Origin of the sequence: Flavonifractor sp. An92 (assembly GCF_002159175.1) — a bacterium.
Taxonomy (GTDB): Bacteria; Bacillota; Clostridia; order Oscillospirales; family Oscillospiraceae; genus Pseudoflavonifractor_A.
Window position 1 is genome coordinate 40530 of sequence record NZ_NFGZ01000003.1, and the last position, 13202, is coordinate 53731.

General features: G+C 65.7%; 5 protein-coding genes and 1 pseudogene. 4 read left to right on the forward strand and 2 right to left on the reverse strand.

All coding sequences use genetic code 11. The features are described 5' to 3' along the window. Positions 1-58 precede the first annotated feature (58 nt). Positions 59-5548, reverse strand: a pseudogene (locus B5G43_RS03320) (DUF3320 domain-containing protein); the annotation flags it as partial. A 187-nt stretch (positions 5549-5735) separates the two neighbouring features. Here B5G43_RS03320 and B5G43_RS03325 point away from each other — a divergent pair. After that, on the forward strand, positions 5736-7484 hold the full coding sequence (locus B5G43_RS03325; RefSeq protein WP_087259056.1) for an AAA family ATPase: 1749 nt from the start codon (positions 5736-5738) through the stop codon (positions 7482-7484). Here B5G43_RS03325 and B5G43_RS03330 read toward each other — a convergent pair whose 3' ends face one another. After that, positions 7485-8642 carry a WYL domain-containing protein gene (locus B5G43_RS03330; protein ID WP_087259057.1) on the reverse strand — a complete coding sequence of 386 codons (1158 nt, stop codon included), beginning with the start codon at positions 8640-8642 and terminating at the stop codon, positions 7485-7487. A 131-nt stretch (positions 8643-8773) separates the two neighbouring features. Here B5G43_RS03330 and B5G43_RS03335 point away from each other — a divergent pair, with 131 nt between their 5' ends. The 3 genes from B5G43_RS03335 to B5G43_RS03345 are packed head-to-tail and all read left to right on the forward strand — an operon-like array spanning position 8774 to position 13197. After that, complete coding sequence (locus tag B5G43_RS03335) at positions 8774-10066, forward strand: VWA-like domain-containing protein (protein ID WP_087259058.1); 1293 nt, start codon at positions 8774-8776, stop codon at positions 10064-10066. Continuing rightward, positions 10063-11484: a MoxR family ATPase gene (locus tag B5G43_RS03340; RefSeq protein WP_087259059.1), complete on the forward strand. Its 1422-nt coding sequence runs from the start codon at positions 10063-10065 to the stop codon at positions 11482-11484. Before B5G43_RS03335 ends, B5G43_RS03340 begins: the two co-directional genes overlap by 4 nt. Before the next feature lie 18 nt (positions 11485-11502). Then, positions 11503-13197 carry an AAA family ATPase gene (locus B5G43_RS03345; protein WP_087259060.1) on the forward strand — a complete coding sequence of 565 codons (1695 nt, stop codon included), beginning with the start codon at positions 11503-11505 and terminating at the stop codon, positions 13195-13197. Positions 13198-13202: the final 5 nt, after the last annotated feature.

The window sequence follows — 13202 nt, forward strand, 5'->3', positions numbered from 1 at the left end:
AAGTGGTCTTTAGTTTCGTCTGTGTCAGGAGAGAATGGATGTGGCCCTGGAGGCGGGAGCCGGACCGGGTCATGCCAAAACTCTGAATGACCCGCCGGATGAGCAGAGACTCGCTGATGGGGCCCTCCTGGGTCACAGTCTGCTCCAGAGTGTCCAGAATCAGACGGCGATACTGCGGCTGTAAAAACTCGTCCGCACTGAGTGTGCGGGCAGGCAGCTGCGCCATCCGATACGGCTCTGCCGCGGGGGCCTGGATATCGATCGTCTCGATGGACGGGCGCTGTTCCACAACCATCCCGGCAATTCGGACGGGAGGAGGCGCGGGCGAGCGGTGCTTTGCGGGGGCGGCGGGCGCTGTGGACGCCGCCTTTCGTTTCTCAAGATGCTCCAGCAGCCGGGCAAGTTCCTTGCCACGCTGTTCCAGCCAATCCATCGTCCAAATCCGGTGCAGGGTCCAGCCCAGCTTTTCCAGAACGGCAGGCTGTGCCAGCTCCCGATCCCGGGTGCTGCGGGCCGCGCGGTACGACTCACCATCCAGCAGGATGCCCAACAGATACTGTTCCGGGTGATTCGGGTCGAGCACACCGATCTCCAGGCGGTATTTGGAGTGTCCCACCATGCAGTGTGTCTGGTACCCTTCCTGGGCCAGGGCGCTGCAGATATCCTGGATGATTCCGCTCCCGGCGCTCGCGGCATGATAGGCCGAGTCAGCGCTCTCCGGCAACGTGCCGTTGGCCGCATAGGCCAGGAAATCCCGCAGCGCCGCCACACCCCGGGCAGAGGTGCGGGAGAGATCGATCTGCTCCGCCAGCAGCGTGGAGTAGACCACCATCTCCTGCCGGGCACGGGAGACCGCCACATTCAGACGCCGCCAGCCGCCTTCCCGGTTGAGAGGGCCAAAATTCATGGAGACACGGCCCTGGGCATCCGGTCCATAGCCGATGGAGAAGAGGATCACGTCCCGCTCGTCACCCTGGACATTCTCCAGGTTCTTGATGAACAGCGGCTCCTCCGAGTGGTAGGCCCACTGTTCCAGCACGGAATCGGAGGCACAGGCCTCGTCCAGCAGGTCGTTGATGAGGGACTGCTGGTTGACATTGAAGGTCACGACGCCAACGCTCGCTTCCGCCAGGACGGGATCATGGGCCCGGCGGGTCAGCTCGGCCACCACAGCCTCAGCCTCGGCGCGGTTCTGCCGGGTCTTGCCCCGGTCAAAGAAGCCGTCCACATGGACCAGACGCACCATGCTCTTCCGGTCGTTGACCGACGGAAAGGTGTAGAGGCGGTTTTCATAGAATTCCCGGTTGGAGAAGGCGATCAGACTTTCGTGCTGGCTGCGGTAGTGCCAGAGCAGATGGCTCTGAGGCATGTTGAGGGCCAGACAGTCGTCCAGAATGCTTTCCAGATCCTCCTGATCCAGATGTCCCTCGTCCATCGTGTTGCTGCTGAAGAAGCTGGTGGGAGGCATCTGTTTGGGGTCACCCACGATCACCGCGTGTTCGCCCCGGGCCAGAGCGCCAACCGCCTTACAGGTGGGCAGCTGGGAGGCCTCGTCAAAGACCACCAGATCGAAGGGGACATGCTTGGGGTCCAGATACTGGGCCACCGACAGAGGGCTCATCAGCATACAGGGGCACAGAAGGGGCAGCAGAGTGGGGATCTGGTCAAAGAGCTTTCGGATGCTGACGCCTCTGCCACCGCTGCGGATGGCCCGCTGCAGAATACCAACCTCCGAGTTGTTGGCGGCAGCTTTGGTAAAGTCGGGCACACGGGAGGCCAGACGGCAGAAGATCTCCGTTTGGGACAGTGCGAGGAGCTGTTTATCCAACTGCCGGAACTGGTGGATCTTCTCGTTGAACACGGCTCCTGAGAACTGGCACAGTTCCGGGTCCTCCTCCACCAGGGAGGAGATGAGGGCCATGGCAGCGGCACGCCGCCAGGCCGGCAGGGTCTGGTCGTAGGAGAGCCCGGCGCGGCAGGCACGCACCAGCGGCTCCATTCCGGCATCCATGGCTGCGGAGCAGGCCGCGTTCCAGACACACCAGTCTTTCAGATGTTCCAGATTGGCCTGGATTCCCTGGCAGGCGCTGCGCAGATCGGACAGCGACATGGAGTCCAGCATGGCCTGCTCCGGCTGGAGCAGGGGCTGCAGCTGATCCCAGCTTGTCTGCAGCGCGGCAAAGGCCTGTCGCAGGGCCTGTGCGAGCGGCACCAGCTGGGCGTTGCCGCCCAGTCGGGTGGGCGTATCGGCGTCGGAGATCTCCATCAGATCGGCACGCAGGGCCTGGGCCTGGGCCACCATGGCGCAGAGCGCGTCCGGATCTTCTTTGTTCAGGGAGGCAAAGGCGGGCTCCGCCCCACGGCAAAGTGCTTCCGCCGCACTGGACTCCGCTTGGAAATAGGCCAACTGAGCGAGGTCCTCGGCCAGAGATGCCTTGTCCACAGCCCCCTTCGCATGGGGAGTCAGCAGCTTTACGATGCGGCCTTGGGCCAGAAGGCGGGGCAGGAACCACTTGAGACCGGCCTGTGTCCAGGCGTTTTGCAGGACAGCCGGGTCCTGACTGAGAAAACTGTCCTGCCAGCGGGCGGAGAGATGCTGCGCCGCCTGCTGGGCATTGCGCTTGTGCTGGGCAAAATCCTGGAGACGCGCAAGTAAGGCATCCCAATCTTCTGCGCGGGTCCACGCGGCAGGGAGTGTGAGCCAGTCCAGCAAGACTTGGGCAAAGCGGTCCTGATTGGCCCACTGTTTGGCCTGCTGGGGAGCAGGCGTCTGGGTCGCCTCTGCCAAAGCCTGTCCGGCCTCCGCCAGACGGTCCAGATCACCCAGGAAGGCGGTCAGTACGTCGGGCAGTTGATTGCGCAGGGAAGGGGGGCATTCGGTGCGGCTCATCAGACGCAGCGGGTGGTCGGCCGGCCGGCCGATTTCCCGTCCGGCGGCAGCCAGCCGGCCGGCCAGCTGTTCCTGCGCCTCCAGACTCTCTTTGGTGGCCGACTCAGCAAAGGCGGCGGGCAATGGGGGAAGTTCCGGGGCATTTTGATTCTTCTCGTAGAAGTCGACCAGCTCAAAAACAGAGTATCCGCAGGGGCGGGTGCTGTGCAGAGCCTTGGCATACCGGTCCAGTTCCGCCCGCAGCTCGGAGGTCTGCTGCGCCTTGGCCTGCCAGGACTCCCGGGGTTTTCCGCGGACGATTTCGGTGGCCTCCTTCAGCTGGTCCAGCACATCCCGCTTTTTGGACTTGTTGGAGTGCAGCTCCAGACAGAAGGCCCCGATGCCGATGCCCTCCAGGCGGCGCTGGACCACGGAGAGGGCCGCCATTTTTTCCGCCACAAAGAGTACGGTTTTCCCGTGTCCCAGTGCGTTTGCGATCAGGGCAGTGATCGTCTGGGATTTTCCGGTGCCGGGAGGGCCGTGCAGCACAAAACTCTGCCCGTCGGCGGCCTGCTGGATGGCATAGAGCTGGGAGGCGTCTGCGGTCAGGGGGAGGAGCGTATCGCCCTCCTCCACGGGAAGGTCGGACTGCATGGACTCGGCGTCCCAGGTCAGCTTGCCCTCGATCAGGCTGCGCACCAGAGGATTTTCCTGCAAGTCGTCCACGCGGTTGCGGATATCGTTCCACATCACGAATTGGTTGAAGGAGAAGATGCCCAAAAAGGCGGTCTCCACCACATCCCAGCGGGACTGGTCCATGACGGCCCGGCGGATGACCGTGTACACGGTGCGCAGATCCACGCCCTGTTCGTCCTGCGGCAGGGGGTCCAGGCCGCTCACGGTGATGCCGAAATCCTGCTTGAGCATTTCAAGCAGGGTGATGTTCATCTGCGGCTCCTCATCCCGCAGCCGGATGACATAACCTTTATTGGCCGATTTCCGCACGATCTCGATGGGCAGTAGCACCAGCGGGGCGTAGCGCGGACGCTCGCTGTTCCGGGTCTCATACCAACGCAGCAGGCCGAGGGCCAGATAGAGGGTGTTGGCGCCGTTTTCTTCCAGAGAGCTGTGGGCGGTGCGGTAGAGTTGGGTGATGGCGCGGTTCAGCTCGGCCGGGGCCAGGGCGGAACGCAGCCGCTGATTCTCGAATTCCGAGCGCACGAGCTCCCGATAGGGCCCCAGATCGGCGAACTGTTCCGGGTCCCGGCGGTAGGCCTCTTTCTGTGCCCACTCCAGCGGTCGGGCGCTGATGCCGTATTCTTCACCGGAGGAGAGGGCATCCTCCAGCTGTCCCAGGGAGTCCGTCAGAATGGGGATGACGTTCTGAGTCAAACGGAGGTTGATGAGGGTATTGCGCAGGCCCAGGTCCAGCAGCTTCCGCTCCCACTGGGCCACCCGTCCGGCGGCAGGGGCCGGACCTTCGTGGACGGGTATGGACTCCTCGCGTGCCCGGGGAGCAGAGGTGATCTCAGACACGGTGCGTTCCTCCGACTCCACGGCCCAGCCGTCCTGCAGGCGGACCCGCTGGGGGAGCGGACGGATGCCGCTGAGCCGGGCGCGGGCGACGTCGACGATGTCGTGCACGGGATCATTCAGCTCGCCCTCCGCCACAGCGCAGGCGGCGTCGAAATCCACCGAGCGGCCGGCGACCAGGGAGGTACACTCCACGACGGCGATTTCCCCGATGCCGTCGGCCAGACGCTTGGTCAGCAGGGTGGGATCGTCCTGTACGGCTTCGGGGAAGGTTTCGTTTTCCAGCCATACGCCGGCAAAGATGTGGCCCGGCTGGAGAATGAGAAGGGGATGGAGTCCGATGGCCTCCAGACAGGAGGCGTAGAGCAGGGTCAGATCCAGACAGGTCCCCATTTTTTGTTGGATCACCGCGTCGCAGAGCCGGACGCGCTGCCCCACCGTCTCAAAGCTGGCAGGCGGGACCGAGTAGACCAGGTTCTGCTCCTGCATGGCGGCATAGACGGCCGCGGCCTGCAGGCGCACCCGGTTTGGATTTTCCCGCTGATAGGCGTCCAGAGAGGGATCGCCGGTCCACTGCTTTAAAAAATCGGCGGCCCGGGCGGTCAGCTTGGTCACCTCCGGGTGGTTTGGAGTGACAAAGGACGCGATCAACTCCGGATAATAGGCCGTACCATGCCACTCATCAAAGGCCAGCGCAGTCAGCGGAGCGCAATATTCTGCCAGCAATTTGCCGTCTTGGTGCAGCTGCAGCGTGATCTGTCCGCTGATCCGCTCGGTCAGGCCGGACAGAAACGTGCCATTGGCCTGGACAGATGGTGCATGAAGCACGAAGTCCGACTGGGCAGGCACGCATTCGATCAACTGCTGGAAGGGCAGCAGGATCTCAGGAGCGCTGCTCACCGAGAGCGAGACCCGCTCCAGTGCCTGATCGGTGTGGTTCTGAATGGTGACCTGGGACAGAATGGGGAGACGGTTTTGCTGCAGCGCATAGTTGACCACTTCGGTCAGCAGGGGTTTCAGTTGGATGGCCGGAGCGGTGAGATCTGACTCAGGCTGTGTGGCTTCCGGCGCGCTCATATGGACCTGTTGTTCGCTCATTGTGTACCCCCGGATTTTTTCTCGTAAAAATACGGATTTCTGTCCCATATTATACTTCTCACGGATAGCAAGAGCAAGTGTGAGGAAGAAAATACTGTAAACCAAAGAACAGACTGAGGAGCCGGCATTTGCCGGCTCCCCAGTCTTTTTTTGCGTATGAAAACCCGCGCGCAGAAATTCGCACCGCCCACGCGCTACAATGGGCCCACGATGAACGACGAGAGGTGGAACGGATATGAAAAAGCGAGCGGTACAGTTGCTCCTGCCCCGGGAGGAGAAGCAGCACCTGGAGGACGAGACGGTCTCCTGCCTGCGCTGTGCGGAGGACCTGACCCTGGAGGAGCTGCTGGCCGAGCTGGACGCCCAGCCCCATCTGGCTCAGCTGCGCCGGGCGCTCTCTCCGGAGCGGAAGCTCTATCTTCTCTATGGGGAGAGCGAGGAGATGTTGAAGCTGGCCTGTACCTATATCGGTACCTATCACCTCCTCCAGAGCCGGAAGGAGGACGAGGAGAATGAGGAAATGGAGCTGGATGTGAAGCGCTATCTGCCTCTGCTCCACGACCAGGCGCTGAACCGGGAAGAGGAGGATGGAACTGGCTTCTTCGGGGGCCTCCGCTACCTGGGAGAGCGGCAGCACAGCGGCCCGCCCTGGTGGGTCCGCCAGCCCAACGCCCCCCTGTGCGTTCAGCTGGGCATGGGTTTTGTGATGGCGCTGCCGGTACTGGAGCAGATGAAGGAGCAGCGTCTCATCATCGGCTGGATGCCCATGGGCCGGGACGAGGACGGCCTTTTCCAGCTCCGCTGCCGCCAGGCCATGGAGGAGGTGGGCTTTTCGCTGGGCAGCGTACCGCTCCATCTCCATACCCCGGGAGCAGACACGCCCTATAAGACCGGCGTCCTGCGTCGGGCTCTCTCCGAACAGGGGGTGGGGCTGGCCCGGGGGACCACCCCCCGGCAGGTGCTCCACCAGATCCAGAGCCACCGGGGCGACTTGGACAACGCCACCATCTTCAAAGCGGTGACCTATGCCCGCCTCCGTCGCTCCGGTCCCCGCCGCTCCGGTCTGCGCCTGGAGGACTTCGCGTTCCTGAAGCACCTGCAGCGGAGCGAGGCGGAGAGCCCGTCCGGCCTCCCCGACCTCATCGGCCAGGAGGGGGTCCGACGGCAGCTGGAGAGCGTAGTGGCCCAGATGGCCCTCCAGAAAAAGCGGGAGCTGCTGGGCCTGCCCCGGGATCCGCTGCACTACTGCATGGCCTTCCTGGGCGCGCCGGGCACGGGTAAGACCACCTGGGCCAAGTGGCTGGGGAAGCAGATGGAGCGTGCGGGCCTTTTGGAGAACACCGACATGCTCTGCATCAACGCCGTGGAGCTCAAAGGCAAGTATGTGGGCCACACCGCGCCCAAGGTGAAGGAGGCGTTTGAGGACTACGGCATCCTTCTGCTGGACGAGGCCTACTCCCTGGCTGAGGGAGAGCAGGGGGGCGACGGCTTCTCCGGCGAGGTGCTCTCCCAGCTCTGCGTGGAGTTGGAGAAGCACGGCCAGGACCGCCTGGTGATCTTCGCCGGGTACGGCGGGGACCGGTGGGACGACCCTATGGGCCGCTTTTTTGATGCCAACCCCGGTATCCGCAGCCGGGTGGGCTTTCACATCCACTTCGAGGACTTCCGGCCCGACGAGCTGGCCCGGGTCTACGGCTCCATGCTGGAGGGGATGCAGTACCGCCTCCCGCCTCAGGCCCAGGCGCTGGCGGAGGACTACTTTGCCCGGCGGGTGGGGGAGCGAGACTTTGGAAACTGCCGGGAGGCCCGGAACCTGGCTGACCGCACCAAGGTCCACATGGCCCGGCGGCTGGCCTGCGGTCCGGTGGAGGACCGGGAGACCCTGTGCCGGGTGGAGCTGGAGGACGTAGAGGGTGCCATTGCAGAGCTCTGGGAGGAGACCCGGCGGGACGCCCGCAGGACGAGCGGGGCGATCGGCTTCTGATTATGTAAGGGGCGCTCCCTCCAGCCGTGCCACAGCCTGCCGGAGTTCCTCCGCCAGTTCCTGCCGCAGCTCCGGCGGGCTGACCACGTCCACGCTGTGGATGTACTGCCGGATGAAGAGCTTGGCCCCCTCCGGAGGCACATGGAGGCTCACCGAGAACCAGCCGTCCCGCTGGTCGAAGAAGCGCACCGAGGGCCCAAAGAAGTCCAGCACCACATTGAGCAGGGCGTCCCGGCAGCGCAGCACCAGATTACGCCGCTCCCCGGCGTACATGACGGGGGAGCAGTCCCGGTAGACGGTGGGGTCGAAGGAGGCGGGGCGTTCCACCGTCTGGGTCAGGAGCTCGACTGCCAGCATCCGGTCCACCCGCAGGTTGAGGACGCCCAGCTCCCGGTGGAACCCCACCAGGTAGTAGTAGCCGTTGCTCCAGATGAGGGCGTATGGTCCCAGGTCGATGGGGTTGTGGGCCCGGGGGACCAGGACCGGTTTGAGCCGCCCGCCCTCCTGCCGGAGCCGGTATTCACCATAGGTGATGCGCACCCAGCGTCTTTTATAGATGGCCGTGTCCAGTGTCTCCAGCAGGGCAAAGTCCAGCGCACCGGCCCGGCGGAAGGTGTAGCGGTCCTCCAGGTCCAGCACGGGACGGCGGCTCATGCGGTTGAGCACCCGGAGGAACTTCCGGCTGTGCTCCAGGCTGATGTAGGGGTAGACCTGCACCATGTCGGCAAACATCTTCCACTCCGACGGAGTGAGAACATTCTCGAGATAATAGAGCATGGCCCGGTTGGGGGACTGGTCCGGATGGCGCGCCTCCCACTGGCACAGGGGTTCATAAGAGGTGACCCCTCCGGCGGTGGAGCGGAGCACGCACTCCAGCCGCCAGGGGAACTGGCGGCCCTCCCAGGGGTCCTCCCGGAACAGCCCCTCGTGGTAGAGGCGGGAGAGCAGCTCCGAGAGCGTACGGGGCGCGGGGGGCTTGGCGAGATTGCCGCAGTTCTTCAGAAGGGTGGAGAGCTCCTTCACCCCCACGGCACTCTCGGGGGAGAAGGCTTTGGCCTCGTGTTCCAGGGCCCGGAAGATCTCGTCCATGGTGTCGTATTTCTTGTGATAATCCCCCCGGCCGACGCCGTCGGAGACCTGATTTTGACGCTCTGACAAGGGACACACCTCTTTCGGTGAATTTCGACCATTGTAACATAAAAAATCCCGGCCAACAATGACGCGCGCAGAATTTGGACAGGCGCGGATGGTATCATAGGCCCTGTCAGACGGAGAGAGGAGGAACGGACATGAAGCAAGAGAAGGAGCGCCTGACGCCGGAGGAGGGGGCGGAGCGCATTCTGGACTACGCCCGGAAGAGCCTGGGCCGGGCGGCGCCGCCCCTGCTGCCGGCGCTCTATCTGCTCCGGAACAAGCCGGTGGAGGTCCCCTGCGGGATGCATACCGATGGGAAACACCTCTACTACCACCCGGCCGCGGTGGTGGCGGACTTCCGGAAAGACCGGAAGGAACCCATCCGGCAGCTGCTCCACATCACCATCCACGGCATCATGGGCCACATCGGCAAGGCCCGGGGCTACCGGGAGGAGGCCGGAGCCTTTGACCGGGCTGCCGACCGGAACGTGCAGGACGTGCTCCGTTTCGCCGGGGAGGAGCTGAATGACTATGTACCGGAGCTGTGGGACTGGCTGGGTCTGCCCTACCGGAGCCTGGAGGAGCACCTGGCGGCGGACGAGGAGGGGGGAGAGGTCCCGACCGTGGACGACCACAGCCTCTGGCGCGCGGAAGGAACGGAGGCCGACGGAGGGGAAGAGATTCCCGGAGAAGCTGCGGCGCAGTGGCAGGAGGCAGGCCGTCTGGTGCTGGAGGGCCTGCGCACCATGGGCGGTACATCCTGGGACACACTGGCGGGAGCCCTGGAGAAGGCGCTGGAGCCGGACCGGCGCAGAGGGATCTCCTACCGGGCGCTTTTGGAGGAGCTTTGCCTTCCACGGACCGCTCCGGAGGAGGACCTGCTGAGCCTGGACCCCATCCTCTACCAGGTGGGCCTGGATCTGCTGGAGGATCACCCGCTGGTGGAGCCCGGCGAGGAGTCGGAGCGGGCGGTGCGGGGGAATCTGGTGGTGGCGGTGGACACCTCCGGGTCCTGCAGCGGAGCGGTGGCCCGGCGCTTTCTGGGGGAGACCTTGCAGGTGCTGGAGAGCCTGCGGGGACGGTGGCGGGGCAAGCTGGCCCTGCTCCAGTGCGACAGCAAGATCCAGAGCGCCCGGGTCCTGGAGGACCTGGAGCTGGACCCGGAGGGGCTGGCGGAGTGCGGCATCTTCCGGGGCGGCGGCGGCACCGACTTCCATCCGGTGTTCCGCTGGGTGAAGAAATGGCGGGAGGAGACGGGGGAGGACGTGCTGGGGCTGCTGCTTTTCACCGACGGCTGGGGGGATTTTCCCCGCCGGGCCCCGGGCTACCCCGTGGTGGTTCTGCTGGATGAAGAAAAGGAGGACGGTTGGTCCGGCTTTGGCAGCGGAGGAGACTATGTGCCGAACTGGGCCAGGAAATACCGGTTAAAGGAGGATTTAGAGCTATGAGTGAGAAGTGCATCACGGTGGCGCAGGCCAAGGAGCAGCTGCGCCTGGCGGTGAAGCAGTATTTTGCCAAGGACGCCCAGGGTGTCTACCGGCTGGAGCGCCGCCGGGCCCGCCCGGTGTGCCTGATGGGCCCGGCGGGGGTGGGCAAGACCGAGCTGGTGCGGCAGGTGGCCCGGGAGGAGGACCTGGCCTTCCTGTCCTACTCCATCACCCACCACACCCGGCAGTCCCTGCTGGGGCTGCCCAGCCTGCGGGAGGAGGTGGTGGACGGGGAGCGGGTGAGCACTACCCGCTACACCGTCAGCGAGGTCATCGCCGCCATCTGGCGGGAGATGGAGCGCACCGGCAAGCGGGAGGGCATCCTCTTTCTGGACGAGTTCAACGCCGCCTCGGCCACGCTCCACCCGGTGATGCTGGAGCTGCTGCAGAACAAGACCCTGGGGACCCATGCCATCCCGGATGGCTGGATGCTGGTGGCGGCGGGCAATCCCGGGGCCTACAACCGCTCGGCGGAGGGGCTGGACGCCGTGACCGCCGACCGGCTGCGGATGCTCTGGCTGCGGGCCGATCTGAAGGACTGGCGGGCCTACATGGTGCCCCGGGGAGTCCATCCGGCGGTGCTTTCCTATCTGGAGTGCCACCCGGAGGACCTGTGCTTCTACGGCAAGGAGGAGGGCTTCGCCGCCGTGGTCACCCCCCGGGCGTGGGAGGACCTCTCCCTCCAGCTGCACTTTTATGAGGAGCAGGGGGCCAAGGTGGACCAGACCGTGGTGGGCCAGGTGCTCCAGTGCGAGCGCATCGCCCGACAGTTCATGACCTACTACCGCAAGGGGAACCAGGCGCTGCTGAACCGGACGGTGAAGCTGCTGGACCGGGGGGAGAGCCTGGAGCCGGTGTGGGCCCAGCTCCGGGAGCTCCCCGACCAGGATGCCTGGGCCCTGACGGCCCGGCTGGTGCGGGAGGTCCAGCGCCTGTGCCGGGAGGGGTGGGACCGGACCGAGGAACTGGACCAGCTCCATCCGGCGGTGAAAGAGGCTCTGGCCAGCGGGGACTGTATGGCGGAGCTGCGCCGGAGGGCGGAGGACAGTCCAGTGTATGTCCGGGACTTCATCCTGGAGTACCTGGAGCACTGCGGGGAGGACGAGGACGGCGAAGCACTGCGGCGGGCCTTCCGGGATGGGCCGCTGGCCGGGCGCAACGGCGCGGTGGACCGGGCCTGCGCCTTTCTGGAGCGGAGCGTGGCCTTCTGCAAGCAGTGCTTTTCCGGCCGGCCGCAGCTGGATTACCTCCTGGAGGGGGTCACCCGGGACCCGGTCTGTCAGAAGGTCATCAGTCTGCGGGAGACCCCCCAGTTCAACCGGGCCGGGAAGGCGTTCTACGGCAAGCAACCCAAGGTGCCCGCCCGGCGGGCAGTGTGATGGAATCAGGAGGTCGGCATGAAAGAGCGTGTGGAGATGGAGCGAGCGGTGTACTGCCCCCTTCCCACCCGGCGGATGGGCCACGGGGTCTGCCGCACGGCATTTCCGCCGGTGGGGGAGTGGGCGGCGATGCAGCGGGCCATGGCCCAGGCTCCGGCCTATCGGGCGGTGCCCCAGGCTCTCTTTGAGGGAAATAGGCCGCTGCGGGTGCTCTTCCTCTGGGAGGAGCTGTCCTGCGCCATGCAGTGCGCGGCCATGCTCAGCGCCCGCCCGTCGGTGGGACAGGAGCGCGAGGAGGACGGAGAGCTGCGGGAGCTGCTGGGCCTCCTGCAAACGGAGGTGGGGACGGAGGGGGAGCACCTGCTGTCGGTGCCGTTGAAGGCACTGGAGCCCCCGGTGCCCGGCCAGCCCCCGCGCCCGGACCTCCGGGAGGCGGTGGGACAGGGAGCCCACGTGCTGCTGTATGCCCGGCGGGGAGAGACGGTGGACGGAGAGCAGATGCTCCCCGTGCTGGCGACCCGTGAGGAGAAGGATCTCTTTCTGGCCCTCCCGGCCGGCGAGGCTCCGGCGGAGCTGGTGCAGGACCTCCAGTTCGAGTGGGGCTTTACGGTCTGTTCGCTTCCGGCTAACGATGTGGACTACCACAGTCGGGTGCTGGCGGAGCTGGCCCGGCGGGCCGGGGTGGAGCTCTCGGAGGACGTGGACCTGCCCCAGGTGATCCGGGGTCTGCGGGCCTACCGGGGGGATCACTTCCGGGAGGAGGACCTGGCCACCCTGGTGGACCTGGTCCGCCATCGGCGCTGCGGACCCTGCGGCACCGGGCAGCTCCTCCTGCAGCCCTACCGGCCGGAGGCACGCCGGGGCCTGGAAGAGCTGGACGGTCTGGGGGGCCTTACGGAGGTAAAAGAGGAGCTGCGGCGCATCCTGGCCCTGCGGGCCCACGATACCCGCCGGTCCCTTTATGGGGAGAAGGTCCCACCGGCGTGCTGCAACCTGGCCTTCTGTGGGCCGCCGGGCACCTGCAAGAGCGTGGCCGCCCGGCTGGTGGCCCGCATCCTCCAAGAGGAGGGCGGCGGCAGCGGAGCCTTTGTGGAGGCGGGGCGGGAGCAGCTGGTGGGGGCCTATCTGGGTCAGACCTCCATCCAGGTGGCCCAGCTCTTCCGCCAGGCCAAGGGGGGCGTGCTCTTCCTGGATGAGGCGGGGGCTCTGCTGGCCGATCAGGAGGGGCGGGACCCCTACGCGGTGGAGGCGGTGAACGCCCTGGTGCGCCACATGGAGCTCAACCCGGACACAGTGGTCATCTTTGCCACTTACGGCCGGGAGATGGAGCGGCTCCTGGCCTCCAATCCCGGTCTGGCCAGCCGGGTGTCCCGGGTCATCCACTTCAAACCCTATGGGGAGGAGGAACTCTGCGACATCCTGGCCTATCTGGCTGCCCGGCGGGGCTATCGCCTGCCGGAGACCTACCGGCAGACCTGTGCGCCCTTTTTCCGGGAGCTGCGCCGCCAGTGCGGGGAACAGTTCGGAAACGGGCGGGAGGCCCGCCGCCTCCTGGAGGCAGCGGTGGAGGAGCTGGCCCTGCGCACCCTGGACATGCCGGGAGAGCCTGCCCGCGTCCTCACCCCGGGCGATCTGGAGGAGGCCCGGCGGCGCTTACTGGAGCACTCGGTCCGGCCGGAGGAGGGACGCCTGGTACGGACCATCGGATTTTAGAGAGG